This is a genomic window from Chryseobacterium cupriresistens (genome assembly GCF_046614675.1).
GTDB classification, from domain to species: Bacteria; Bacteroidota; Bacteroidia; order Flavobacteriales; family Weeksellaceae; genus Chryseobacterium; species Chryseobacterium cupriresistens.
Map to the genome: position 1 here is coordinate 419,975 of NZ_JBKKJT010000004.1, position 24,879 is coordinate 444,853.

Annotated in this window: 25 protein-coding genes; 13 read left to right on the forward strand and 12 right to left on the reverse strand. The window is 37.6% G+C overall.

The window, feature by feature from the left end; genetic code table 11:
- Positions 1-1,086, reverse strand: coding sequence for an efflux RND transporter periplasmic adaptor subunit (locus tag ACLI50_RS14140; protein WP_110010473.1), 1,086 nt, complete (start codon positions 1,084-1,086; stop codon positions 1-3).
- Between the two features lie 104 nt (positions 1,087-1,190).
- The gene (locus ACLI50_RS14145; protein ID WP_137904669.1) at positions 1,191-1,625 is read right to left on the reverse strand and encodes a hypothetical protein; all 435 of its coding nucleotides are present in this window, start codon (positions 1,623-1,625) and stop codon (positions 1,191-1,193) included.
- A 424-nt stretch (positions 1,626-2,049) separates the two neighbouring features.
- Here ACLI50_RS14145 and ACLI50_RS14150 point away from each other — a divergent pair, with 424 nt between their 5' ends.
- On the forward strand, positions 2,050-3,558 hold the full coding sequence (locus ACLI50_RS14150) for an amidohydrolase family protein (protein WP_202839319.1): 1,509 nt from the start codon (positions 2,050-2,052) through the stop codon (positions 3,556-3,558).
- A gap of 76 nt (positions 3,559-3,634) precedes the next feature.
- Here ACLI50_RS14150 and ACLI50_RS14155 read toward each other — a convergent pair whose 3' ends face one another.
- Both ACLI50_RS14155 and ACLI50_RS14160 read right to left on the reverse strand, forming a co-directional pair.
- Positions 3,635-4,846 carry a winged helix-turn-helix domain-containing protein gene (locus tag ACLI50_RS14155; RefSeq protein ID WP_202839321.1) on the reverse strand — a complete coding sequence of 404 codons (1,212 nt, stop codon included), beginning with the start codon at positions 4,844-4,846 and terminating at the stop codon, positions 3,635-3,637.
- Positions 4,847-4,952: 106 nt separating this feature from the next.
- The gene (locus ACLI50_RS14160; protein WP_202839323.1) at positions 4,953-5,900 is read right to left on the reverse strand and encodes a beta-1,6-N-acetylglucosaminyltransferase; all 948 of its coding nucleotides are present in this window, start codon (positions 5,898-5,900) and stop codon (positions 4,953-4,955) included.
- A 342-nt stretch (positions 5,901-6,242) separates the two neighbouring features.
- Here ACLI50_RS14160 and ACLI50_RS14165 point away from each other — a divergent pair, with 342 nt between their 5' ends.
- From ACLI50_RS14165 to ACLI50_RS14175, 3 genes are all read left to right on the forward strand, one after another.
- Positions 6,243-7,058, forward strand: coding sequence for a DEAD/DEAH box helicase (locus ACLI50_RS14165; RefSeq protein WP_411414056.1), 816 nt, complete (start codon positions 6,243-6,245; stop codon positions 7,056-7,058).
- Between the two features lie 54 nt (positions 7,059-7,112).
- Positions 7,113-7,307, forward strand: a complete 195-nt coding sequence (locus ACLI50_RS14170) for a cold-shock protein (RefSeq protein WP_227943732.1) — start codon at positions 7,113-7,115, stop codon at positions 7,305-7,307.
- Between the two features lie 353 nt (positions 7,308-7,660).
- Positions 7,661-8,122, forward strand: a complete 462-nt coding sequence (locus tag ACLI50_RS14175; RefSeq protein ID WP_411414057.1) for a MaoC family dehydratase — start codon at positions 7,661-7,663, stop codon at positions 8,120-8,122.
- 44 nt (positions 8,123-8,166) lie between these two features.
- On the opposite strand, the gene ACLI50_RS14180 is transcribed toward ACLI50_RS14175, so the two are convergent.
- On the reverse strand, positions 8,167-8,448 hold the full coding sequence (locus ACLI50_RS14180; protein ID WP_411414058.1) for a GNAT family N-acetyltransferase: 282 nt from the start codon (positions 8,446-8,448) through the stop codon (positions 8,167-8,169).
- 99 nt (positions 8,449-8,547) lie between these two features.
- On the opposite strand from ACLI50_RS14180, the gene ACLI50_RS14185 reads away from it, so the two are divergent.
- Positions 8,548-10,218, forward strand: coding sequence for a lamin tail domain-containing protein (locus tag ACLI50_RS14185; RefSeq protein WP_411414059.1), 1,671 nt, complete (start codon positions 8,548-8,550; stop codon positions 10,216-10,218).
- 148 nt (positions 10,219-10,366) lie between these two features.
- Here the strand turns inward: ACLI50_RS14185 and ACLI50_RS14190 are convergent, their stop codons facing one another.
- A complete protein-coding gene (locus ACLI50_RS14190) occupies positions 10,367-10,831 on the reverse strand; it encodes a hypothetical protein (protein ID WP_202839327.1) in 465 nt (154 codons plus the stop codon).
- A gap of 644 nt (positions 10,832-11,475) precedes the next feature.
- Here ACLI50_RS14190 and ACLI50_RS14195 point away from each other — a divergent pair.
- Together ACLI50_RS14195 and ACLI50_RS14200 are read left to right on the forward strand one after the other, a co-directional pair.
- Positions 11,476-12,840 (forward strand): phage tail-like protein, encoded by a 1,365-nt coding sequence (locus tag ACLI50_RS14195; protein ID WP_202839329.1) that lies wholly within the window; start codon positions 11,476-11,478, stop codon positions 12,838-12,840.
- A gap of 277 nt (positions 12,841-13,117) precedes the next feature.
- Positions 13,118-13,936 (forward strand): hypothetical protein, encoded by an 819-nt coding sequence (locus ACLI50_RS14200; RefSeq protein WP_227943726.1) that lies wholly within the window; start codon positions 13,118-13,120, stop codon positions 13,934-13,936.
- A 258-nt stretch (positions 13,937-14,194) separates the two neighbouring features.
- Here the strand turns inward: ACLI50_RS14200 and ACLI50_RS14205 are convergent, their stop codons facing one another.
- Complete coding sequence (locus tag ACLI50_RS14205) at positions 14,195-16,591, reverse strand: hypothetical protein (protein WP_411414060.1); 2,397 nt, start codon at positions 16,589-16,591, stop codon at positions 14,195-14,197.
- Positions 16,592-16,938: 347 nt separating this feature from the next.
- Between ACLI50_RS14205 and egtD the strand changes: the two genes are divergently transcribed.
- The 4 genes from egtD to ACLI50_RS14225 are packed head-to-tail and all read left to right on the forward strand — an operon-like array spanning position 16,939 to position 21,617.
- Complete coding sequence (gene egtD, locus ACLI50_RS14210) at positions 16,939-17,919, forward strand: L-histidine N(alpha)-methyltransferase (RefSeq protein ID WP_411414061.1); 981 nt, start codon at positions 16,939-16,941, stop codon at positions 17,917-17,919.
- Between the two features lie 16 nt (positions 17,920-17,935).
- A complete protein-coding gene (egtB, locus tag ACLI50_RS14215) occupies positions 17,936-19,126 on the forward strand; it encodes an ergothioneine biosynthesis protein EgtB (RefSeq protein ID WP_411414062.1) in 1,191 nt (396 codons plus the stop codon).
- An 8-nt stretch (positions 19,127-19,134) separates the two neighbouring features.
- On the forward strand, positions 19,135-20,055 hold the full coding sequence (locus tag ACLI50_RS14220) for an ABC transporter ATP-binding protein (protein ID WP_411414063.1): 921 nt from the start codon (positions 19,135-19,137) through the stop codon (positions 20,053-20,055).
- Positions 20,052-21,617: an ABC transporter permease/substrate-binding protein gene (locus ACLI50_RS14225; protein ID WP_411414064.1), complete on the forward strand. Its 1,566-nt coding sequence runs from the start codon at positions 20,052-20,054 to the stop codon at positions 21,615-21,617. Before ACLI50_RS14220 ends, ACLI50_RS14225 begins: the two co-directional genes overlap by 4 nt.
- Before the next feature lie 100 nt (positions 21,618-21,717).
- Here ACLI50_RS14225 and ACLI50_RS14230 read toward each other — a convergent pair whose 3' ends face one another.
- The 4 genes from ACLI50_RS14230 to ACLI50_RS14245 all read right to left on the reverse strand — a co-directional run bounded on the left by ACLI50_RS14230 (position 21,718) and on the right by ACLI50_RS14245 (position 23,492).
- Positions 21,718-21,888 carry a lmo0937 family membrane protein gene (locus tag ACLI50_RS14230; RefSeq protein WP_047433678.1) on the reverse strand — a complete coding sequence of 57 codons (171 nt, stop codon included), beginning with the start codon at positions 21,886-21,888 and terminating at the stop codon, positions 21,718-21,720.
- A gap of 56 nt (positions 21,889-21,944) precedes the next feature.
- A complete protein-coding gene (locus tag ACLI50_RS14235; protein ID WP_411414065.1) occupies positions 21,945-22,262 on the reverse strand; it encodes a hypothetical protein in 318 nt (105 codons plus the stop codon).
- Positions 22,263-22,383: 121 nt separating this feature from the next.
- Entirely contained in the window at positions 22,384-22,932 is a 549-nt protein-coding gene (locus tag ACLI50_RS14240; protein ID WP_411414066.1) for a type 1 glutamine amidotransferase domain-containing protein, read from the reverse strand.
- 107 nt (positions 22,933-23,039) lie between these two features.
- On the reverse strand, positions 23,040-23,492 hold the full coding sequence (locus tag ACLI50_RS14245; RefSeq protein WP_411414067.1) for a PA2169 family four-helix-bundle protein: 453 nt from the start codon (positions 23,490-23,492) through the stop codon (positions 23,040-23,042).
- Positions 23,493-23,615: 123 nt separating this feature from the next.
- On the opposite strand from ACLI50_RS14245, the gene ACLI50_RS14250 reads away from it, so the two are divergent.
- Positions 23,616-23,792 carry a hypothetical protein gene (locus ACLI50_RS14250; protein ID WP_411414068.1) on the forward strand — a complete coding sequence of 59 codons (177 nt, stop codon included), beginning with the start codon at positions 23,616-23,618 and terminating at the stop codon, positions 23,790-23,792.
- A gap of 150 nt (positions 23,793-23,942) precedes the next feature.
- Positions 23,943-24,614 carry a hypothetical protein gene (locus tag ACLI50_RS14255; RefSeq protein ID WP_411414069.1) on the forward strand — a complete coding sequence of 224 codons (672 nt, stop codon included), beginning with the start codon at positions 23,943-23,945 and terminating at the stop codon, positions 24,612-24,614.
- 18 nt (positions 24,615-24,632) lie between these two features.
- On the opposite strand, the gene ACLI50_RS14260 is transcribed toward ACLI50_RS14255, so the two are convergent.
- On the reverse strand, positions 24,633-24,845 hold the full coding sequence (locus ACLI50_RS14260) for a hypothetical protein (protein ID WP_312287982.1): 213 nt from the start codon (positions 24,843-24,845) through the stop codon (positions 24,633-24,635).
- Positions 24,846-24,879: the final 34 nt, after the last annotated feature.

The window sequence follows — 24,879 nt, forward strand, 5'->3', positions numbered from 1 at the left end:
TTACTCGGCGTACAGATCCAGGTTCGACATTACTTTTTCAGGCTTTTGGTATTTTGAACTGATCTTTTGATTTTCCTGTACCATTCTAAGACCTTCCAAAAGGATTCTGTCATCCTTTCCAAGTCCTGACGCCACTACATAAATATGCGGTAATTCGGCAGCCACTTTTATTTCTCTTGCATGTACTTTACCATCTTTACCGATCACATAAACATATTTCTTTTCCAGTTCCTCGAAAGTCGCTTTCTGTGGAATCATCATTGCATTGGCATAAGGTGAGGTGATAACGATGTTTCCGGTTTCACCATATCTCAACAGTCCCTTCGGGTTCGGAAAAGTAGCCCTGTAAGCAATATTTCCGGTTTCATTGTCAAAATCAGACTCTATGGTTTGTACGATACCGTCTTGTGTAAACTCTTTGCCATTGGCCATTCTTAAACGTACATGCATTGGATTATTATCCTTTTTGGCATCCATCTGATTAAGATATTCAGCTTCCGGTACATTGAAATATACCCACATTTTGCTGTTGTCGGAAAGTTCAGTTACAAGCTCGCCTTCATCTACAAGGCTTCCTTTACGTACGTGTAGCTTTCCTACAATTCCATTGAAAGGAGCACGGATTTCTGTAAATTTTAAATGGGTATTCATTGAAGCAAGTTCGGCCAGTGCTTTTTCATACCTTGCTTTAGCCATAGCCATTTCCTGAGGGGCAACAATGTTTTTGTCAGAAAGGTTTTTGGTATTCTGATATTCGATTTGCGCGTATTTGGATTCCGCTTTGGCACGGTTTACATCAGATTCATAAAGATTAGGCATGATTTTGAACAGCAGCTGCCCTTTTTGTACAAACTGCCCTTCATCTACATAAATAGACTGGATGTATCCTTTTTCCTGAGCTCGAAGCTCAATATGATTAATAGAACGGATTTGCGCAACATAATCTTTGTTCACCAAAGTATCTTTGATAAGCGGGCTTGTTACGTTGAATGACGCTGCTTCTGTTTTTTCCTTTTTTTCAGATTGACAGCTTACAAACAAGAGAATAAGGCACAAGTTGATATACATGAGACTTTTCTTGACCATGATAATATATTGTTTTATAATAATTTATAATTGAAAAAATAGTGTCATCGGCTCTCATAACAGAGTATGAAAGCGGATAAGGTTTTCGAAAAAATTAGTATAAATCACAGTCGGATGACCCTGTACTGGAGGTACAGATCATCATGTAAGGTCTTTAAATGTTCTGATTGGGCAAGTGAAACAGCGATTTGTCTGTTGTGAAATGTAGTAACGAAACCTGAAATCAGATGCCAGAAACCATCTTTGAAAAGGGCAAGAAGCTCGGTAGAACCGGAGGTCTCTACGTTGTCATCATTTTCATTGTCGTTTTCAGAAAGATTAGCTCTGATTTTGTTGTACAGGGGATGGCTGACACTGTAAGTATCATGAGCTTCATTATTTTTAAGAAAGGCAAAAGAGTCTTTGAAGCTCTTTTTTTCGTGAACAAGAAGATCGGTGGTAAAATGAAGATCGGAAGAAATATCCGTTGAAATATACTGCTGAATTTGCCCATAATACCATCCTAAAACGGTAAGCATCGCAAATAACAAGCTGTACAAATATTGATAAAATCTTTTCCGCATCCCAGAGACAAAGGTAATTAAACTTAAAAATAGGTGCAACGGCTAAAGATTAAAAAAGTGTTAAAAATTAGGCTGTTTCATTGAAAAAATAAATGAAATTGCGATGAACTAGGTTGTGAGCATCCATAATCCTTCACCAAACTGTTTAAAAATAATACCAGTCTTTCTCCTCTGCATTTCAGAACCTCTTTCCCGTAAAGAAGGATAAATAATCTTTGATCAATATTAGTCTGCAGCATTGATGTTGCATACTTTTTATTTCATTATAATTACCTGGAGATTTTAAAAATTTTAATATTATTTTTGAATTAGCTTTATTTTGCACAATTTTTGCTGTAAAAAGCTACTTTTAACGGTTAAAGCATAGCCGATAGTACAAAAAATTCCTCCAATATTTATTATGATGAAAAAATACCTTATATATATATCACTTTTTGGAGCACCCTTATTTTGGGGGCAAGGTAAAGTGACCGAAAAATCTGCATACCAACAGAAACTGGCATTATCAGAGACAGAAAATGCATTAATGGCATTTGATGCTGATATAAAATTGTCCGATGAAGAAATCGCTTTGGATAAAAAACTATTCCAGATTCGTAAACAGTTTCTCAGTGATTCGGAAGCAAAGAAAATATCTTTATATAACAGCTCTTTTAATGAATTAAAACCATTAATAGAAAGCAGCAAGCTGTTTGAAATTCTTCAGACAATGCCGAAAGGAGGTTTGCTGCATACCCACAGCGGTGGAATAACAGATGTGAAATGGATCATTTCAGCTGCAAGGAAATATGAGGAATGTTATGTTTACGATCAGAAAGACAACAATCAGTTCATTTTCGGACAGCTGGCCTTTTTTGAAAAAGGAAAAGTCCCGGCCGGATTTGTAAACCTTGATAAAAAGCTTACTTCGAACCCTGGTTTTGAAAAAGAACTGCAGGATCTTCTTACGCTGAAACGTGATAGCCTTTGCTCTTATACAGATTATTGGATTGAATTTGAAAAACGTTTTAAACGTATCAGTTTACTGCTTCCATACCGTCCTTTCTTTAAAGCATATTATCTGAAAGGATTTCAGGATTTGATCAAAGACAACGTACAGCACGTAGAAATCAGATATATCTTTGATGAGCTTTATGATTTTCAGCATGGAAAATATCCTTTGAAAACTTCTGTCACAGATCTGCAGGACATTCTTAAAGAAGTACACCAGTCAGATCCGCAGTTTACCCTGAAACTGATCTATTCAAGCTTTAAATTCCTCGATAATGAAAGTATCGGGAAACAGCTGGAAACGGCATTTAAAATGAAGAAAGAATTTCCGGATATGATCTCAGGCTTTGACCTTGTAGCGGATGAAGCAGCAGGTCATCATATCAGTTTTTTTGAAAAAAGCTGGGCAAAAATGAATGAACTTAGTACAAAGTATAAGGTAGAGCTGCCTCTTTTCCTTCATGCCGGAGAAAGCAATTCTATGTTGAATACAAATGTTCTGGATGTAGCACCGCTCAATAATAAAAGAATCGGTCATGGACTGAATCTCATCTATTTTCCAAAAACCATGGATCAGATCAGAAAACAGGATAAATTGGTGGAAGTGAGCCCGATCAGTAATCAGATCTTAGGATATGTAAGTGATCTGAGGAATCATCCGGCAAGAGTTTTATTAAGTAACGGAGTACAGTGTTCCATCAGCAGTGATGACCCTTCTGTCTATGGATATACCGGTCTCAGCTATGATTTCTGGGTAACACAGGTGTATTGGGAGCTGGATGTGAAAGCCCTGAAAAAACTGGTTTTCAATTCTATTAATTATTCTTCTATGAATGATAATGAGAAAACGAAAGCTGCAGCTTACCTGAACCAGCAGTGGAATGATTTTGTTCAGAAAACAAATCAGAAATTAAATTAATAGGATTCTTCCTGTAAAAATAAAATCGCATTATTGACCTCAATAATGCGATTTATCCTTTTAACAGATACATCTGTTACTTTTTAAACTTTGCTTTGGATAATTCTTTTTTTACAGATGTACTCAACTTTGGCGGACTTACTTTAGTCAGAGCCAAAGACTCACAGCCATTGAAAACAGCAAAACGTTTTACGGTTTCTACGAAAGGTTTTAGCCATAACCCTATGTCTACAGTATTGTTTTCAATATGCAGATGAATAAGCTCCAGTTTTTTTTCCTTTCTATGCGCTTTACAGTCAACCCTTCCGATAAACTGATCCCCAAACAGTATGGGTAAACAGAAATAGCCGTATTGTCTTTTTTCTTTTGGAGTATAGCATTCCAGGCGGAAATCAAAATCAAAGATCTGTTTGATTCTGTCCCGATGGATAATAGCGTTATCAAACGGAGACAAAAGCCAGATATTGGAATTTCCGGGATCAAATGTCTTTTCAAGAACATGGTTCAGCATAAAGACAGAAGATAATCCTTCTGTTTTCACCTGAGATATCAATCCTTCTTCAAGCATTGTCTGCAAGACCTTATTGACATCTTTCTTTACATCATTTCCCTTCCGAAGGTGTGTGATCTGCTTTAATGTAGTAAATCCATAAGCTCTCAGATTGGTTTTTACCAGATATTCTGCAAACTCAAGTGGAGTAGGTTCTGTAGTATCAATAGAAGAAGGTAAAACCCTCTCGGTGAGATCATATGTTTTCTGCATTCCCACACGTCCGCTTATCATCAGGTCTCCCTGCATGAAAAGTCTTTCAAGAGCCAGCTTGGCAGGTTTCCAGTTCCACCAGCTTCCTGTCTTATGGCTTTCATTTTCAAAATCTCTCGCTCTTTTAGGGCCTTCGTTACGAATGGTGTCTCTCACATATTCCATTACCCTGTGATCAGCATTGTAGTAACGGGATTCTCCTCTTTTAATCATCAGCATCTGAGGCAAAACATACCGGAAATCCTGCATAGGAAGATAAGACGCAGCATGAAACCAGTACTCAAATACCTTACGTTCTTCTACCAGTTCCTCCAGATAATCTGCATGAAAATCAGGGATTCTTGTCCAGAGAGTATGATGATGAGCACGCTCCACCATAGATAAAGTATCGATCTGTATATATCCAAGGTGCTCCAAAGCCTTAAGAACCGCATCTTTTCCGGTTCCGAAAGGCGCGTGTTGCGTTAATCCCTGGCTATCCAGTGTTGCAAGTTTCAATTGTCCTGATGCCAACTTCTTTTCCATATTTGAAATTCGGAGAAACAGCTTTTAAGATGTTTCTATCAAATATAGTGATTTAAGGGAAAAGCACTGAACAGGATCTGTTAATACTCGGGGCGGCTGGTTAAAATCAGTTGTTTTGACGATTATCTCTTTTCAGCTCCCTTTCAATTTCATTCACATAGGGAAGGGGAGTAAGGTAACTTTCTTCAATATATTGTCTGATACTTTCATCCGTTTTTTTGTTAACCTTCCTGATGAAAAGCTGATTACCGGATTTTAATGATTGAATATAATTGAATGTATTCTGTGTATTTTGAAAAAAGGAGGTCTCAAGTACTGCTCTTTTATCATCATTGACGATAATATCATTGAATGATGTGTTCATAAGAACAGTCTGAAAAAATGAATCTGCAGGTAAAAAAGTATGAAGATAATAGTCTTCAAAATCCATTACCATTTTGTTGTTGGTTAAAAATAAGCAGGTTTCTCTTGTAAACATAAACCATTTACCACCTATATAAGGAATCACATCTTTCATAAAAGATCGTTTGTAGATGAAAGACGAGATCATATAAGCCAATTCCGTAAAGTGATTTTGTATTCTTTTCAGCGTGTCGGGTCTGTAAAACTTCTGATCATAATAAAAAAGATAATTCCTGCCTTTATTGATGGTAAGAAATTTACGGATAATATTTTGTGATTTCAGTGGATAATCTTCACCGCTCAGATTGATAAAATAATCCCATTCTTTACTTGCATTCAGGAGAAATTCCATAGCGTTCAATTCTGCCTGAACGATGTTGAAACCTCCCGAAACTATATTCATACTGTCCAGAATATAGACATTGGGAAAATGAACGATATAAAGTTGTATTTCTTCAATGAACTCTTGTTTCGCTTTTTTATCAATATGGATAAGATAAAACTGATCCCTTGTATAGATTTTCTCAAACATGTTTTTAAATACTTCAGGTTTATGATGTATCATAATGAAATAAGCAATTCTTACATGTGGGCCAGAATGGGATTCTAATATTCTGGGAGAAGGTTGGGGGATGGGGGAAGAAGTTTGCATATTCCGGAGTTTAAAATCATCCGCGTCAGCAAACAATTTGATTAATTGGCAGAAGGTACGAATAAATTTTTGATAATCAATTAATTAAATAAAGTTATGTTCGTTTTTTTTATTGTAGGTTTGCAGTACATTTATAAAAAACAGGTCACTGCCTTTGCTATTCTGTCATAGTTTAAATCACTTTTTTCTTTCAGTTTTGCTTTTTCAGCTACCAATTTATAGTGTTTGTTTTCATAACGGGAATAAGAGATTATAAAGTTCTATTGTAGATAAGAGCGACACGTTATTGCCGGTTAACCATAATATATTTAAGGATATTATGATAGCTGAAGCAAGAAAAAGATGAGCAGAAAAGAATTCTCTTTTGTGTATCATTATAATACTCCAATTCAAATTCTGCCCAGCAGGTTTGTTTGTAAAATACCGGAATCCGGAATTATAATGAATTTTAAAAATTTAAATCTAATCAATCCTATTATCCGTGCGGTGACAGAAGCAGGATATTCCAGGCCTACTGAGATACAGTATACTGTGATTCCACATATTTTAGCAGGAAGAGACATTATAGGATCTGCACAAAAAGGTGCCGGGAAAACAGGTGCTTTTGCTATGCCTATTCTGCAGCTGCTGAAAAGACAAACTCCGGATCATAAAGAAATACGGACTTTAATCCTTACTCCAACAAGAGAATTGGCAATACAGATAGAAGAAAATTTAAAAATTTACAGTAAGTATCTGCCATTATCCCAGCTTTCCATTTATGAGGGCGTTTCCATTGGCAGCCGGCTTGCAGCACTCCGAAAAAGGGTAGATATTCTTATAGCAACACCCGCAGGACTGCTTGATGTAGAAAATCAGAGACATATCGATCTTTCTAAAATTGAGTTATTTGTTTTGGATGATGCAGATAGGATGCTTGAAATGGGATTCATTAATCATATAAAAAAAATATTGAATCTGGTTTCCCATAAAAGACAAAACATGCTTTTTTCTGCAACAATGCCGGGAAGTTTAAAATATTTTGCCAAAACAATTCTGAATAATCCCATAGAGATTATTGCAGATCCGGCTTCTTCAATACCCCAGATGGTGAAGCGCCCGGACCTTAAAAATATTCAACCAATGATGGGAAATACAATACCTGTCAGAATATCATAAATAAAATCTGTAGCGTTTACAGATCATAATACACAATTTTTAATAACAATTACAATGCAAGAAGGCACCGTAAAATTTTTCAATGAAGCAAAGGGCTTCGGTTTTATTACTCCGGCAGACGGAAGTAAAGATATATTTGTACATTCTTCAGGATTAAACACAAGAATGATTTGCGAAAACGATAAAGTAGTTTTTGAAGTACAAAAAAGCGATAAAGGTTTAAATGCTGTTAATGTAAAGTTAGCATAATAAAAATCTTGCTTGCAGATAGGTTAGAATAACATTCTTTGCCATATCAAGGTTCGTATTTTACATTTTTTCTCATTCAAAATTCATGAAACTTCAGGATCTGGATATTGTTTGAAAGAACATTGATGTAATGTAGATTATTTTTATTTTTTATTTTCATTATGTTCATTTGCCTCTTGCTTATATGTGAGAGGTTTTTCTGGGATTTAAGAAAATAAGGGCGCAATTGGTCTGAATATTGACACATTAAAACCGGATGCCCGGAAAATAAATAGGCAGACTTGATTTACACTTACCACAGTAATAATAGATGAGCTGTACATATTTAATCCCTCAAAAGGTTCAGAAAAGATATGATTATTATTAATAATTTTAATGAGTATAAGTCCCTTGAAGGGCAGACGTTAGGTGATTCTGACTGGCATACAATAAATCAGGATCAGATCAATAGATTTGCCGATGCAACCCAGGATCACCAGTGGATTCATACGGATCAGGAAAAGGCAGAAAAAGAAGGCCCTTTTCAATCAACTATTGCTCACGGGTATTTAACATTATCCCTGATTCCCTATCTCTGGAAACAGATTGCAGATGTGAGAAATGTAAAAATGGAAATCAATTACGGAATAGAAAACCTTAAGTTTGGAGAAGCTGTCCCTGTAAATAGTGAAGTAAAACTGCAGGCAACCGTAAAATCTGTGGTTAACCTCAGGGGAACTGTAAAAGCAATTGTGGAGGCCAGACTTCTAATTAAAAATCACGTAAAACCTGCTTATACAGGGGATGTTATTTTTCTTTATCACTTTAAGGATTGATTGTTTTTGAGTGTGTAAAAGGTTGGTATTTAATATTTTATTAGTTAATGAGCTACCATCTGGTCGAGTCTGTAAATAAATTCTTCAATTTCCATTTGCCTGGCATTGGCAAAACCTTTATCGGTACCGATTTTTTTAAACCCACATTTTTCCAGAATTTTTTGTGAACCCAGATTATCAAAAAGCAACACGGCCAAAACAGGCCTTGTGGTTTCCGTGGCTTGATGGTCAGTATTATGTCGTACGTACAAATGCCTATAGGCTACAGTAAAAATACCCGGCTTCAAAATCGGAAATTTATACCCTAAAATCCGTTCTTTTTTCACCGTTACTTTGGTATGTTCAAAAGAAGCTTCGAAACCCTGAACAACGGCAGCATCCGAAAAGCCAGCAAAAAGAGTAGGAACATACCAAATGTTATTATCATGAAAAATCCAGAAAATGTTGCTCCCTTTGTAGAAGCATCACAAATTATCACAGAACTGAAAGACAGAGCAAATGATATTCTTTCCAGTGTTTTAAGTACAGACCTGTCTGCGATCACCATCAACGGTAAAGGAAATTTTCCTTACTACTGGCAGGATCCGTCTAACCTGAAGTTTAATAAAAAAACTTACGACTGGATCTCTTCCAACCTCAGAGCCAATACTGAGCCGGTACAGCTGGATCAGGTATTTACCAATTACTTTATTGATGCTTTCTCAAAAGTCAACTATTCTCTATCTGTAGAAGATACAGCTGTGCTGAATGACGCCCATACAAGAGCTACAGATCAGCAAATGGCCTTGCTCAATGCCTGGGTGGCCGCTTATAATACGCTTCCTCCTGCTACTGACACCATGCAGCCTATTGATATTATTATGGATAAAATCGCTACAGAATGGGCGAATCCCGCTACTACTTTGTACCAGATTCAGAAAAGCGATAACCTTGATGCTTTACTGAATAAGACACCGGCGAGCGGAAAACCTATTATCCCGGTATTAGCCAGTTATCTGGATGCGCTGGGGGCTACCATATCCTTGCAGAACAATGTGACAATGAATAATGGATACTTATCCAAAGCCTTAAAGAATGTACAGAATCCTAAAAAGGAAAATGGCGGACTGCTGCTGAATGACGACAGTATCTTACCGGCTTTTGAGGTGACCACTCCGCTTGACCAGATTTTAAATGGTCTTAAAAATACGTCTCAGACCGCTCAGATCGATATGGAAGTAAGCCGTGAATCTGATAGCCGTTTCCGTGTTTCCGTAGAGGGAAAAACGGGTTTTTCTATTCCTATCTTTGATTTCTTTACTTTAGGAATTGGAGGCAATGCGAACTATTTCAGTGAAAATATTGCCACAAGCAAAAACTCCATCAAAATATCAATGATGTTTACAGGAGTTACCCTGGTAAACTTTGGACCAAAAGATTTTAATATTGCCGGCAATATGTACTGGGCATGGTTTGACCCTATCCGTAAAGCACAGATCAACAGCAGAGACAAAGAGGAAGAAAAACATATCTCGGGATACAAATTTTCTCCGGATCCGGGAATGAAATTCGGACCTGAAGGACCTTTCGGTTTACTGAACGGGGTGGCCATTTCCAATTATCCTACGGTAGAAATCACTGTAACAGGTGAAGATTATAAAAGTATTCAGAAAACCTTTGAACAGTCTTCTTCTGCTACGCTTTCTTTCTTGGGAATTCCTTTGGCAAGTGTTAAAGAATCTACCTATTCTTCTTCCTTCTCTGTGGATCAGTCAAAATCTACGATCAAGATCACACTCAGCCCTCCGCCAAGTCTGGTAGCCGGTAATAATAGAGATTCCATAGCGTGGGTTCTTGGTGCTATTGTGGATTATCCTGCGGAAGTGAGTGATGATGTTGAGCTTCTTAATAATGAAGAGTTAGTAGCTAAAGGTGCGTATCCTAACTACCAGCTGTATAAAGATAACTTCGGAACGACCTATTGTTCTGTGAAAAAAGTAAAATCACATGCGGTAGGTGCTACATGGGTAAGTGAATGTCTTGCCGCCCATCCGGGTACAAGTCCTGCAGGAAAACCATGGACAAGCCCTAAACAATCCGGGGTGATCTGGCCATAATCAACCAAAAATAAATAATAAAAACAGACTGTCTCAACAAGACAGTCTGTTTTGTTAGATTTTATAGTAAGGTCTTCTTACTCTGTCAATTTTCAAAATTTTTGCTGTTCGGAGCCAGGGAGAATTTAAAGAATAGGGAAATTAAAAACTATTTGACCAGAAGATAGATTCCAACACCAATAGCGGCATAAGCCGTAACGGTAAGAATATCAGCAATAGGCTGTGAAAAGCGTTTTTCTGCAATTCTTTCGCTGTTGATCTGATTCTTATGGAACTTCAGACTTTTTTTAGCGTTACGAACCGGATGTACTACCAGACTGTCTCCTTCCCATCGGTCAACAATTACCTTATAGCTTTTGTTGTCAACTTCAATTTTAACATTTTTACCGGCGGCCAGTTTCTCCTGAATATTCACAGGTGCAGGTTGGGCAATCAGACTTTGTGGTGCTGGGTTTGAACCTGTCATTTCTGCAGAAGTATTATTCGCTGCAGCGGTATTTTTTTTAGGAGCCTGATTATTGTCAGCAGCCGGAACCGCTGGTTTTTTTACCTGATAGGTATAGCAGCTGGTAAGAGTACATAATATAAGGATGAAATAAAAATTCTTTCGCATAAGCCAAATTTAAGAATTAAACGGAATATTTGGGAGTTTCTTTTGAAAGATGATGTTTTTTTTGAAGATTCCTATTGTTTACTATGCAAAAGGCTTCTTCATAGTAGCAAGCTCAGGTAAAAAAGACAAAGTACAGTTTTTCCTGTGCAGTATAATTCCGACACAAAAGGCACAAAAGTTTAAACACTTTAGCTTTTTCAAAACCAACCTTATTTGTGATAAGTACACCTGAGTTTTGTGAAAATCTTTGGTTTTCATCTTATGTAGGCTTTTCTGCGGTATTATTTTAAACTAACCTAAGTGAATGTAAGTGTTTTAAATAAAACCTTTTTATGACTTTTTTGGTTTTATAAAGTGTAAACAGCTTTGTTTTTAGAATGTTGGCTTTTTACTACTAAAAACCAGATCAAGGTCGTGAGAAAAAACTCAACAAGAAAACAAAAACAGATCTGTCACTTTTTAGATCAATAGTTAGAACAATTTTAAAACGGACGAAAAATATATCCCATTTATATCGCATATATACTGGATAAATGCATAATTGATGTATGTAAAATTTGTTGAAAGTGTATCATTGATGTATATAGATATTGTTGGTGTACCCTCTTATCTCATTACTTTTGCGCCAACAAAATGATCAAATAATGAAAAAAAAACTTCTATTACTTGGAGGCTTAATAATTAGCCTTCAGGTGTTCTCTCAAGTAGGTATCAACACGCCAGACCCTCAGGCCAGCCTGGATGTAGTAGGTAAGCCCACATCTACAAATGTATTCGACGGTATTATCGCGCCCAGAATTACTGGAGCACAACTCAGAGCAAAGACATATACTCAAAAACAACAGGGAGCATTGGTATATGTAACAGCTGCAGATACAGCTCCCGGCGGGCAGACAGCAGAAGTAACCAGCACCGGGTATTTTTATTTTGACAGCAAACTGAACCGCTGGCAAAAACTGAACTCGGGAACTATCGCCGCAGGGGATCCTACAACCGATGCTTTCATAGATGATCCCGCCAATACAATGGTGAAATTAGGAGCATCTTCTACCGGAACTGCCAGATCTTCAAACACCGATTTCGTTATTAAAGACAACGGAAAAGTGGGAATAGGGACTCAATTACCTGAGGCAGGCCTGCATATAAAAGAAAACGGCAATACTGACAGTAACCAGTTGAAAGTTCAGTCAACGAATAGCTCTCCATTAATTAATCTGGAAAGAACAGGAACTAATAACTTATCTGCCGGAGCAGAGCTTGGAAAATTATCCTTTAATGGAAAGATTTCAGGAGCTAACTTCCCATTAGCAGGGATAAAAGCCAATTACTGGGGTAATGGGGCAACCAATTCTTCATCTCTTACATTTTCTACCAGCGACCGACCAGCTGTCTTAATTAATGAGAACGGAAATATGGGAATAGGACGTATTGATGCCAATTATGCAATGTCTCCTACACAAAAACTGGATGTAGACGGAAATGTAAGATTCAGAGGTGTTCCATCATCCACAATGAACAGCACAGACATGTTGATGGCATTGGATGCTAATGGAGTTGCTAAAAAAGTAGACATCACAACACCGGCCAGTGTTTTGGTTGCGACAAGAACCGGACCTTCTGTAAAATCGGGAGATGGCTCCTCCGCCATCATGTGGTTTGAAAATACCCGTCTTTCTGATAATACCTATCTGACAAGAGTTGATAACGGTACCTTTCAGGCAGTCAAAACAGGATTATACACAATAAGTATCACAGCCCACTTTGACCAGGTTCCTGACGGAACGTTAGCACAAAACCACTACAGAGGAGTAACGGTTGGGGTAAGAACTACAGCAAATAAACTTACCCAGCATTATGGATCCAATTATATGGGAAATGGATACACCAATATTACTGCTGTTTTTGTATTAAATGCAGGTGAACAATTTCATGCATACAGCCAATGTGATAAAGGTGGGTCATACAGACAGATGGAAGCTACGATGTCTGTTGTTTACACACCTTTATAATAAGTATCTTAAAGATATTGCAGTTATATAAACACTACTTTTAATAAAGGTAAGCAGCTGTTCTGGTCAACTTTATAATTGCCTTTCAACTGCAAAACTAGAAAACCCTTTTCAGAAACAGAAAGGGGTTTTGTTGTTTTTAGAATATTTGATTTATAATGCTGAAACCACACGAAAGTATTCGCGAGACTGCGGGGAGAAGCCTTGTAGAGTAGGGATACGGTTTTCCGTAATTGAGGTTTTATAATCTCATTTATTTTTGCGAATAAAAGCTAATATGATACTAACCATAATTAATATATCATTTGGTATTGGTGAATTTTTTTCAACAACATTCTTAATCTTGATTATCTTGTCATCCTGTGCATATCTTTATAGGATTTCTAAAAAGTACCAGAAATCTAAATATGCAATTTCATCTCTTGCAGTCATGTTGATATTACATTTAGTCGCTTTTCCTTTCTTATATACTTTAATGCTTAAAAGTAACCCAAATAGCTTTGAATTTAAAACGGCGATTCATGATAATCGAAAACAGATAGTGTTGAATGAGTGGATTGATGATTCTAAAGATATTCCCTCTCAGATTAAAGCTCTTGAAAATATCAAACTGGCAAATTATACAATCTTAAACAAATCGTTAAAAGAATTAGAGCAATTAACTTTTACAGAGAATCATATATTACATTCAGATTTTGATCTTAATATTCCTGGAAGGAATTTTATGGCAACAATTTATATATTTGATAAAAAGGGGGTTTTAAAAAGGAAATTTACAAAGACTGGTGGTCAAAACGAATTGGATTCTATGAAATTTGGTAGCGTAATCACTCATGATATTAGTTATTTAAAAGATAAACTCCACTACTACAAAGTTAAAAAAGTTGAGTTAGACAAAAATAATTTTTGGACTTATGCAACATTACTTCCCTATAGCGCATCTTCTTTATTCACAGGAAATATGTCTCCATTAACACCTATAGCCAATATATTTTATACAATTCATTATATCATAATCTATTGTATTGGTATTGGCGTTTTCCTTCATTTTCTGATTAGAAATCTGGAATTAATTATTAGAAACCGAAAATCTTAATTTAAACTATAATGTCGAATGGCTTTGCTGAAGGGATTAGCCACAAATAGGTTTCTCCTTATCCATCTGGGCAAAGCCTCCTGACTCTGAGCTTGCCAATAAATACTTTAAAGAATTTTCGTTGAACTATTGCAAGACGGTAGTCTGTGGTAGATTAGTATAAAAATGAGAAAGGTAGCGGTATCTTTATGGCTACTATGATTTGCGGCTTTCTTCTTCAAAATAAAATAGAGAGACTATCTCAGTCTCTCTACTTTATCATTTTAAAACCTGCTGATCATACAGGATATTATCATCTTCATCAAAGCTTATGATCAGAACTTTATATTGCTTGGCGCTGTCGTTATTAAAGAATTTAATTCTTGGAGGAACGTAGTCGCTGTCAAACAAATCAGGGTTCCAGTAGAGGGTTTCGCGGGTATCATTTTCAATTTTTTCCGGAGCATCGTCATCGATCATTTCAATAGGGAACTCTGAAGGTTTATCATATCCTTTGATGATTGATACATTGTTCTTCTTCAATTCTTTTTCATTACTTTTAGATTTCATATTCCCCTTCATGGTATAGATGGCTACGGCATCGCCTATTAATCCGGATCCTTTAATGATCTTTACCATCGCAATATTATTAACCGGAAGACTGGTAATCATGGTAGGATCGGTCTGTATTTCATCCAAATAGAGCTTAGCCTGCTGCCCGCGGATATAAGGAACGCTTGCTCCTGAGTTATTTTTCTGAAATGTCAGGCCGGCAGCTCTTCCCTGCAGCCAGTCTAAAATATTGCTTGATCCTGAAATATGCTGGTCTTCATTAACGAAATCAAATACTGTAGAATTGACAGAGCTGAACATGCCGCTAGACAGTTGTTTATCAAGCTCCGCTTTCGGATCTTTCTTTTTTCCTACTAAAGCTACCGCCTGGATTTGTATATCGTTACTCTCTTTCTTTTTATTATTTTTCTGAGTATTGATCGCTCTGGAAATGGTTGGAGGCAGGCTTTTATTTTTGTCGGTTTTTACCAGTGTATATTGGGTTGCCGGGAAATTGCCTGTAAATGGGGAGGGAGTCACTAACGGTTCTATGGTAACAAACAAATCATCATTTCCCGATTCTTTATTTTCTGAATTCACAAAGGCCGAGATCTCCAGCGGTTCATCATTATTGAGGTTGTTTAAATAGATATACCCATTCTGATCTGTTTTGAACTGACCGAATACTGGCTGATTTTCACCCGATTTTGATAATAAATTGACCGCCGAATTGATCATCAGGGCATTGTTTTTAATAGGTTTCACCCTGTAAGACAGATATTGCTGAGACTGTGTTTTAATGGTGGGTGCCGCGCCGCTGAGTACAGAATTCCAGTCGAATCTTTTCCAGTTTTCTGAAATAAGCAGGGCGTCCAGCGCTTCAGTGTTGGCATTTTTAGAAAAATATTGCGCCGGGCTGTCTATTCTTGTTGTAAAATCTCCCGTCAGCCAAAGTCTGCTCAGAATATTTTCCTCTTCAGGAGTCTGGCTACCGTCATCTTCACTCACCAAAACCGTGTAATGTTTAAAATAAGACTCGGGGGAAAGATCAATACTATTGAATGCTCTTGGCGTTGGTTTTAAGCTTTGGCCTATTATTTCTGCTTTCTCAATTTTTAGATCAGCAGGTTTTATAAAGCAAAGCCTTTTTGCCACGATATTGTCCTGTTCATCAAAAATAACCAACTGTAAAATACCATTCGCACCATTACTTACTTTTGTAGGAATGAGACTTGATACATCACTCGTCAGATGGTTGATATTGGCTCTGTAAGCAAGATGGTTGTTGATGAGTCCTACAACTTTATAACCCTGAAGCTGTTGTTTCAGATGAATACCTTTTATGTTGTATTTTATCCCTTCTTTGGAACTTACAACCTCTATACTCAGACCGCTGTCTGCAGCTTGCGGCAGATCAATGGTCTGGCTTTTTCCTTTATTATCCTGAATAATGGCCTGGTATTTTTTTCCTGATGCCGGAGTTATTGTAAAGGAAGCCACATTTTTATCAAAAGATTTGAATGTAGTAACAGGAGTGTTGGGAGCTTGAATATCAATTATTTTTCCGGACCAGCTCTCCGGGAGGGAAGAATTACCCGATAACCTTACAGCAAATTTGGTAGAGGTGCCGTTAATGAAAGTTCCGCCTTCCGGAAATACTTTGGCAGACCAGTCGGAATTTTTTGCAATAACCAATGATTCTGCAGAGTTCGGATTGTAAACCGGAATGGTTTTGACAATCTGAAAATCTTCATTGAAATTGGTCATATAAGGAGTGTATGCTCTCATAAAATAAACCTGTTCCGGGAGATCTTCTTTCAGTTGAAAATCCCCGCTGCCTTCCCCGTTCGTAAGAAGTACAGTTTTCCAGTCGATTAATTTTTTATCAACATTGTAAAGCTCTACAAATAGGGTAGTAGAGAGTGGCGACCGGTTGTAACCGTTAAATACAAAACTTTTAAACCAGATTTTATCACCAGCTGCATATTGTGATTTGTCGGTAAGTATATATACTTTCTCCTGCTCGTAATGATCCTCAAGATTGGTAATTGCTTTTTCCAGTCTGGTTTGTGCCAGTATAGGCTGTACCATTGAAAGAAGCATTACACAGAATATATTTTTCATAGAAATCTCAGCACATTTTAATTCTTTGCTAATGTAATCATTTAAAGACTTCCGGAAAGGTTAAAAACTTATAATTATCCAATGTACAGGCTATTTTTTACTAAAGTTTTTACTTGCAGAACTACCGGTGTTTTTTAACAATATGATGTTTTATAAAACAATACAGTCTAATAAAATCACCCGACAAAATTGATAATTTTCTCAATAAGGTGAGATGTGGTACGTTAAAACCGCAAATATAACCTATCTTTAATTATATGAATTGAAGAAACTTACAGATATGCGGAAAGTGATCCGGTGTCGGCAAGATAGTTGTACTCAATGAACGACCAAACAGAATATAAACTATGAATGTACAGTTAAAACAGAATTGTCATTTTAAAAATGACGGTGCCGATAATTTCGGTTCGGACATTTTAAAAGGATTGTCCGCTCATCCGAAAAAATTATCTTCAAAATATTTTTACGACAAAACAGGCGATCATCTCTTCCAGCAGATTATGGCGATGCCGGAATATTATCTTACCAATTGTGAACTGGATATATTTCAAAATAAAACAGAGGAACTTGTAAAAGCAATTTCCAATATCAATGAATCTTTTGATCTTATAGAACTGGGAGCTGGCGATGCGATGAAATCATCTTACCTTCTCAGAAATTTAGTAGAGAAAGGAACAAACTTCACCTATATGCCTATTGATATTTCTGGAAATATTCTTTCTGTTTTGCAGGAAAACCTCAAAAAGAGCCTGCCTGAACTGAACGTTTTACCGTTGGAAGGAGAGTATTTTGATATGCTTGATAAAGCCACCGGGATTTCAAAAAGGAAAAAGGTAGTTCTTTTCTTAGGCGGGAATATAGGGAATATGGAAAGTGAGGAAGCCGCCCATTTCTGCAGTGAAGTGAAAAGAAAACTGAATTCCGGGGATCTGTTTCTTGTAGGGTTTGACCTCAAGAAAAATCCACACACCATTCTTGCTGCTTACAACGATCCTGCGGGAATTACCGCTTCATTCAACCTAAATCTTCTTACAAGAATCAACCGCGAATTGAAAGCAGATTTCAAGGTGGAAAATTTCCAGCATTATCAAAATTATGACCCGGTTTCAGGAGATTGCAGAAGTTTCCTGGTAAGTCTTTGTGATCAGGAAGTTCATATAGGAAACTGTTTATTTACCTTCAAAAAAGATGAATTGATTGATATGGAGATCTCCCGGAAATTTTCTGAACAGGATATCAGAAAACTGGCTGGCGACTCGGGTTTTCATATTCTTGCTGAAATTAAAGATTCTAAAAACTGGTTTGTAGATTCTATCTGGATGGTATAATTTAAAATGATTTTTTATGAAAAAAGATGCATTACCTGTAAAGGCAAATCCTTATAAAGACTGGGTTAAGAAATACTTTGAAGTCAGAAATCGTTCCGTTGAAATTTGCAGTCCTCTGGAAATTGAAGACTATGTAGTTCAGCCCGTAGTAGATGTGAGTCCTCCGAAATGGCATTTGGGACATACCACCTGGTTTTTTGAAACTTTTATTTTACAGTCCAATTTTCCAGGGTATGAAGTTTTTGATCCTCAGTATAATTTTGTGTTCAACAGTTATTACGAAACCATCGGTGCCCGTGTTATCCGCACCGACAGGGGAAACCTGAGCCGTCCATCTGTTTCTGATGTCTTTAAATACCGGGAATACGTGGATCAAAAGATGGATGAATTTCTTCAAAGCGGATATCTTACACAACCATTGGAATCTCTGCTGGAATTAGGGTTAAACCACGAACAGCAACATCAGGAATTGTTACTTACAGATATCAAATACATTTTAGGGCACAATCCTTTATTTCCTGCTTATAAAAAAGAAAATATTTCAAAAAAAGAATCTGCCGGAAACTCAGAAATGATCAGTTTTTCAGAAGGAATTTATGAAATCGGTTTTAAAGGTGAAGGGTTCTGTTTTGATAATGAGCTGGGAAGGCATAGGATATATCTGAATGATTTTAAAATTAGCAGTCAATTGGTGACCAATAAAGAATATGTAGAATTTATGGAAGCCGGAGGCTATGAAGATTTCAGACACTGGCACGCCGAGGGTTGGGACTGGGTAAAGCAAAATAATGTAAAATCCCCTTTATACTGGCATTTCATTGATGGGAAGTGGATGAACTATACTTTAAACGGCTTACAGGAAATCGACTTAGAGGAAGCGGTCTGCCATATCAGTTTTTTCGAAGCCTCTGCTTTTGCTTCATGGAAAGGAAAACGCCTGCCAACCGAAGCTGAATGGGAAGCTGCATCAGCCTGTTTCAACTGGGGAAACCGCTGGGAGTGGACTAATTCCGCTTATCTTCCGTATCCTGGATATACAAAAGAAGCTGGAGCAGTGGGAGAATATAATGGAAAATTCATGGTGAACCAGATGGTGCTTCGTGGTGCTTCGGTAGCCACTCCGCCGGGACACAGCAGAAATACCTACCGGAACTTTTTCCCGACTCATTTACAGTGGCAGTTCACCGGAATCAGACTTGCACAATAATTTTGCCTATGATTACAGTTCAATCGGTTTCAAAAAGTTTTAACGGAAAAAAAGCAGTTGATGATATTTCCTTTCAGGCCAATGATAAGGAAATTCTGGTGCTTCTGGGAACAAGCGGCTGCGGGAAAACTACCATGCTGAAAATGATAAACCGCCTCATCGAAGTAGATTCCGGAACTATTTTGATTGATGGCAAGAATATTCAGTTACAAAAAGCGGAAGAGCTGCGCATGGGAATTGGATTTGTCATGCAGCATTCCGGGTTGTTCCCCCATTACACCATACAACAGAATATAGCAGTTATTCCCGATTTGCTGAAATGGGATAAAAAAAAGACAGCCGGAAAAATCCTTGAATTATTGCACAAACTCCATCTCTCTGAAGACGTGCTTACACGGTTTCCCAATGAATTAAGCGGCGGACAGCAGCAAAGAGTGGGAATTGCGAGGGCTTTGATTGCCGATGTCCCTGTTTTGCTGATGGACGAGCCGTTCGGAGCGCTGGACAATATCACCAAAAGTGATATTCATTCAGAATTCAAATCCCTGGAAGAACTTAAAAGTAAAACCATTATTCTGGTGACTCACGATGTTCAGGAAGCCTTCGATTTAGGTCATAAAATCTGCCTGATGGACCAGGGAAAAATTATTCAGACAGGAACTCCGGGAGAAATGTTGTATCAGCCCAAAAATGATTTTGTTAAGAATTTTTTTGCTAAAAACCGGCTTTTACTGGAATACAAAGTAGCCAGATTGAAAGATCTGAGCTCTCTGATTGAAGGCAGCCGTTTCTATGAAGAACTTCAGTTTTCAGATAATACCAATGTTTGGGACGCTTTGCAACATCTGAGTACAGATACTTTCCTTTCCGAAGATTACGAAAATCTGGTTAAAGCATTTAATGAATACCGAAAATTCCAGACTGTATGAGCGAGCAAAGTTTTTGGCAGTTTATCACGGAGCAGCATGAGAAACTGCTTACTCAGGTTGTACAGCATCTGGGACTCACTTTTTTATCTCTGTTTCTGGCCATCATGATCGGGGTGCCTTTAGGAATTCTCATTGCCCGAAAAAGAAAATTATCAGGTTCTGTTTTAGGAACGGCAGGGATTTTACAGACTATTCCCAGTATTGCGCTGCTTGGTTTTATGATTCCTGTTTTCGGGATTGGAGCAGCTCCGGCCATTGTTGCATTGCTGATCTATGCCCTTTTACCGATCATCAGGAATACATACACCGGAATAACGGAAGTAGATCCGGCGGTAACCGAAGCTGCAAAAGCAATGGGAATGAATGGAAAACAGCTGCTTTTCAAAGTTCAGCTTCCTTTGGCGATGCCTGTTATTATTGCAGGAATCAGGACGGCGGCGGTGATCAATGTGGGGGTGGCAACTTTAGCTTCTTTTGTGGCGGCAGGCGGTTTGGGTGAATTTATTTTTGGCGGAATTTCCCTCAATAACACCCATATGATTCTGGCCGGTGCAATTCCCGCCGCTTTGCTGGCTGTTCTCTTAGATCAGACCATTGCCGTTTTACAGAAATTAAGCTATCAGTCTGTAAAGAAATTAAAATATATAATTCCGGCTGTTTTGGCATTTATCGGGATTATTTATCTTTTAACTTCGGTTTCAAACCATAAGATTAAGGCAGGTTTTACCCCTGAGTTTATGGGCCGGCAGGACGGAAATCTGGGACTTCGCTCGGTATATGGGCTTGATGCACATCCACTGGTTGTAAGCGATGCCATTATGTACAAAGCAGCCTACGAAAAAGAGCTGGACCTCATCAGCGGATATTCAACAGACGGAAGGATCAAAGCTTTTGATTTGTATGTTCTGGAAGATGACAGGAAGATTTTTCCTCCTTATTTTGCGGCTCCGGTGATCAAAACAAAAACATTGGAAAAATTTCCCGGACTGGAAAAAACACTGAACCTTTTGGCAGGTAAATTCAATGATTCTATCATGACTGAACTGAATTACAAAGCTGATTATCTTAAACAGACTCCCGAAAAAATTGCTAAAGATTTTTTAATGAAAACAAATTTATATAAAGATCCACGCAAAGGAAATTCCCAAACCATAAAAATCGGATCCAAAATTTTTGGTGAGCAATATATTCTGGCCGAAATGTACAAAATGCTCATTGAAGGCTACACAGATTATAAAGTAGAAACAAAAACAGGGCTCGGCGGAACGAAAATCTGCTTTGATGCTCTGATGAATGATGCCATTGATGTATATCCTGAATACACAGGAACCGGACTGCTGGTTTTGCTGAAACCTTCGGCAAAAACGATAGAAGAAGTGTCTAAGAGCCCGGAAAAAACGCTGGAGTATGTTAACCGGGAATTCCGGAAACAGTACGGAATTGAATGGCTGCAGCCACTTGGTTTTAATAATGCATATGCTTTGATGATGCGGAGGAAACAGGCAGATGAACTTAAAATCAAAACTATTTCAGACCTGAAAAAATATATGGATCCTCAATGATGACAGACAGTTTTCAACAAAAAGAATTCTAACCTTATCTTATATAGCTTATTAAAATTAATCAGAGTAGATGGTTTTTCTACTCTGATTTTTTTTGTTTTTAATTAAGAGGCTTTCTGCCGGTAAAAATATTGATCAGAACGACAATAATGGCAACCACCAGAAGGGTGTGGATTAAACTTCCTGTGTCCATACCGGGAATGATTCCAAGCATTCCGAGTAGCCAGACTGCGATGCAGATGACTGCAACAAGCCATAATAAATTTCTCATACTATTATTTTTTTGTGGTTAGTGTTGTGATGTAGTGTATAGTTAGCGGCCTCGTTTTATTGATGCCTTACACCTTTATGGTGATATTGGGTGCTTTTATGATCGGTTTTATAGTGGGAATAAACAGTATCAGTAACCGTACTGTAATTTTTATTGAAAGACTGATCATCCTCTAACTGTGGCATGGGATAATGAAACTCCTTGCCGTTCTTATAAAGTTTATTGTCGTAAGTCCGGTAAATCTGGTTTTCTTTATAAGTGTTTCCGTCAGGTGCAAGATATACTTTGCTTTTCTTGCCTTTCTTTCGCAGGCCCATATAAAGCAAAGAACTTCCTGCTGCAAGAGCCAATGTAATTTTTACTATATTGTTCATACGATTGTGATTTGATTTTAATAATTACAATTTTTTTGCCATAAGATAGAAATGTGGTACTTTTTAGGCATATAAATGTTTGATGAAAAGAAAAAGCCTGGCAGAGCCAGACTTTTTAGTTTCAGAGCGTTTGTTCTGTATGTTTTCCTTCCCTGATCTCTTCTACCATTTTGGCATTAAAGGCAGGAAGATCTTTTGGTGTTCTGCTCGTCACGAGTCCGGCATCTACTACCACCTCGCTGTCTTCCCAGCGTGCGCCTGCATTTTTTAAATCCTGGCTGATGGAGTTGACGGAAGTCAGATTCCTTCCTTCTACCACACCCGCGTTGATCAGTACCTGCGGTCCGTGGCAAATGGCTGCTACAGGTTTATGCTGAGCAAAAAAATCCTTTACAAAAGTGAGTGCTTTTTCATTGGTTCTCAGCTGATCGGGATTAATAACTCCTCCCGGTAATACCAGCGCATCATAATCTGAAGCCGCTGCATTGTCCAGCGTTTGATCTACCGGATATTCCTTACCCCAGTCTTTTTCTGCCCATGCCTTAATACTTCCCGCTTCAGGACTTACGATATGGGCGGTCCATCCCTGTTGTTCCAGATATTCTTTAGGTGAACTTAATTCACTCTCTTCAAAGCCATGTGTGGCCAGTATTGCGATTTTCTTTGACATAGTACTGTTTTTTGTGTTAAGTATCGGAAGATTTATGACCTCCGATTACAACGTCCGATTGTTGTGTGATGATTAAATAAAAACTTACCTCATGAGAAAGAGGATATCTACTTCTTTAGATCTTCAAGAACTTCAAATTTATCATGAGAAGCCTTAAGCTGATGAAGCTGATCCAATACCACTCTGGAACTTTCCGGGCAAAGATCACCGCTGTCTAATGCATCCTGATATGCGTCTATAGCAGCACTTTCACCATATACAACATTTCCTAACGTAGAGCCGGCTGTATCTGCAGCAAAAGAATTTTTAACATCAATCCATGCTCTGTGGATGGCGCCTGCAGTAGATCCTGATTGATCCGGTGTGCCTCCTCTTTCTGTAATCAGATTGCTCAATTCGTTTTTCATTTTGTGAGACTGGGCTACCATGGTATCATAGTCTGCTCTCAGTTGTGGATAATCATCCCATACTTTGTCTTCCACTTTTGAAAATCCCTGAATTCTGTCGTTGGTAATGTTCAGTAAATCATTCAATACTGAAACTGTTTTCTCGTTGTTCATATTTTTATATTTTAAATTGGTACTATGAACTTTGCAAGTGCTGTGCCTCAAACGGGATATCTGCAAAGATGTGGTATTTAAAAAAAACTTAAAATTTTGAAAACAAATCTTAATTAAAAATATATGAAGAACTGCAAAGAACTCCATAATCAAAAGCACCACAGAGGTTTATTCGTTTTTGTACTGCGAACAAATGCTTCCCTGAAAAAGCATTTACCGCTAGCTATTTTATCAGCAAAAAGAATTGATAACAGTTTCAGCTTTGGCTTCTTTGATGGAGTAGGAGGACAGCTGCAATAAAATATAATCGGGCATACAGATAGATGATGCCATAATTTTTTCTATATTTAGAAGAAGTAAGTGTATGATTTACTCATATTTAGAAAAAAATGGCTTGTGTTTGTATTTTACATTCCAAAACAGGCCTATCCATATAATATAAAAAAGAGAATGCCGATAAACCCGATACCTCCGGATGGAGGCCTGTTATATAAAGAAACAGATATGACTCAGTTGTTCCCTGAGCCTTTCAATGCATTAACAGCCTTATTGTTTTTAGCCATAGCCATTTTCTGGACCATTAAGCTGAAAGGTAGCTTCAAAGAATATCCTTTTTTAACCTACTGCCTGGTTTTATTATATATCGGTGCCATTGGGGGAACGGTGTACCACTCATTCAGGCAATGGCCGGTATTTATCATGATGGACTGGCTTCCGATTATGCTATTATGCCTGTCTGCAGGGTTTTATTTTGTAGCGCAGAGCACCAGATGGTACTATGCTGCTGTAATGGTTCTGGGATATGTCGCTCTGATGTTTGCTTTAAGAAACTGGATTCTAATCGATAATCCTTCCCTTTTTATCAACGTCAATTATGCCATCATGGCCTCATTGGTAGTTTTCTCGGTACTCAGGTATCTGATGTATACCCAATGGAAAGCCGGCAAATGGGTAGGCTTTGCTGTATTGTCATTTGTTTTTGCACTGACCTTCCGTATTGCTGATAAGTGGGAATGGTTCAGTTTCGGGACCCACTTTTTGTGGCATACTTTCGGGGCGGTGGCGACGTTTTGTATGTTTAATTATATTAGTCTTACAGGGAATGTGATTAGAAAGACATAAGTAGCTTTTATTACTACTTTACTTTCTGTTTCTCCCAGAAATTCTCAAATTAATGTCAAAATTCATTTTGATTTTTCGAAACATTTTGAAAACTAAGTATAATGCTGCTATGATTTGTATTTCAGAAGTATTTTTGAAAATACCATTGGTTGGGTATTCTTGATAAGAATTTGTTAAGACTTCTTCATTAAATTTTGTTTGACTTTTTTCAATAGTTTTAATTGTACTCATTTGCAATATTTGTTAATTGATACTGCAAAGATTA

Bases quoted from the DNA above. Each gene is read 5' to 3' on its own strand.
- ACLI50_RS14140 (WP_110010473.1), bottom strand. From the start codon at position 1,086: ATGGTCAAGAAAAGTCTCATGTATATCAACTTGTGCCTTATTCTCTTG.
- ACLI50_RS14150 (WP_202839319.1), top strand. From the start codon at position 2,050: ATGATGAAAAAATACCTTATATATATATCACTTTTTGGAGCACCCTTA.
- ACLI50_RS14155 (WP_202839321.1), bottom strand. From the start codon at position 4,846: ATGGAAAAGAAGTTGGCATCAGGACAATTGAAACTTGCAACACTGGAT.
- ACLI50_RS14160 (WP_202839323.1), bottom strand. From the start codon at position 5,900: ATGCAAACTTCTTCCCCCATCCCCCAACCTTCTCCCAGAATATTAGAA.
- ACLI50_RS14165 (WP_411414056.1), top strand. From the start codon at position 6,243: ATGAGCAGAAAAGAATTCTCTTTTGTGTATCATTATAATACTCCAATT.
- ACLI50_RS14170 (WP_227943732.1), top strand. From the start codon at position 7,113: ATGCAAGAAGGCACCGTAAAATTTTTCAATGAAGCAAAGGGCTTCGGT.
- ACLI50_RS14175 (WP_411414057.1), top strand. From the start codon at position 7,661: ATGATTATTATTAATAATTTTAATGAGTATAAGTCCCTTGAAGGGCAG.
- ACLI50_RS14185 (WP_411414059.1), top strand. From the start codon at position 8,548: ATGAAAAATCCAGAAAATGTTGCTCCCTTTGTAGAAGCATCACAAATT.
- ACLI50_RS14190 (WP_202839327.1), bottom strand. From the start codon at position 10,831: ATGCGAAAGAATTTTTATTTCATCCTTATATTATGTACTCTTACCAGC.
- ACLI50_RS14195 (WP_202839329.1), top strand. From the start codon at position 11,476: ATGAAAAAAAAACTTCTATTACTTGGAGGCTTAATAATTAGCCTTCAG.
- ACLI50_RS14200 (WP_227943726.1), top strand. From the start codon at position 13,118: ATGATACTAACCATAATTAATATATCATTTGGTATTGGTGAATTTTTT.
- ACLI50_RS14205 (WP_411414060.1), bottom strand. From the start codon at position 16,591: ATGAAAAATATATTCTGTGTAATGCTTCTTTCAATGGTACAGCCTATA.
- egtD (WP_411414061.1), top strand. From the start codon at position 16,939: ATGAATGTACAGTTAAAACAGAATTGTCATTTTAAAAATGACGGTGCC.
- egtB (WP_411414062.1), top strand. From the start codon at position 17,936: ATGAAAAAAGATGCATTACCTGTAAAGGCAAATCCTTATAAAGACTGG.
- ACLI50_RS14220 (WP_411414063.1), top strand. From the start codon at position 19,135: ATGATTACAGTTCAATCGGTTTCAAAAAGTTTTAACGGAAAAAAAGCA.
- ACLI50_RS14225 (WP_411414064.1), top strand. From the start codon at position 20,052: ATGAGCGAGCAAAGTTTTTGGCAGTTTATCACGGAGCAGCATGAGAAA.
- ACLI50_RS14230 (WP_047433678.1), bottom strand. From the start codon at position 21,888: ATGAGAAATTTATTATGGCTTGTTGCAGTCATCTGCATCGCAGTCTGG.
- ACLI50_RS14235 (WP_411414065.1), bottom strand. From the start codon at position 22,262: ATGAACAATATAGTAAAAATTACATTGGCTCTTGCAGCAGGAAGTTCT.
- ACLI50_RS14240 (WP_411414066.1), bottom strand. From the start codon at position 22,932: ATGTCAAAGAAAATCGCAATACTGGCCACACATGGCTTTGAAGAGAGT.
- ACLI50_RS14245 (WP_411414067.1), bottom strand. From the start codon at position 23,492: ATGAACAACGAGAAAACAGTTTCAGTATTGAATGATTTACTGAACATT.
- ACLI50_RS14250 (WP_411414068.1), top strand. From the start codon at position 23,616: ATGAAGAACTGCAAAGAACTCCATAATCAAAAGCACCACAGAGGTTTA.
- ACLI50_RS14255 (WP_411414069.1), top strand. From the start codon at position 23,943: ATGCCGATAAACCCGATACCTCCGGATGGAGGCCTGTTATATAAAGAA.
- ACLI50_RS14260 (WP_312287982.1), bottom strand. From the start codon at position 24,845: ATGAGTACAATTAAAACTATTGAAAAAAGTCAAACAAAATTTAATGAA.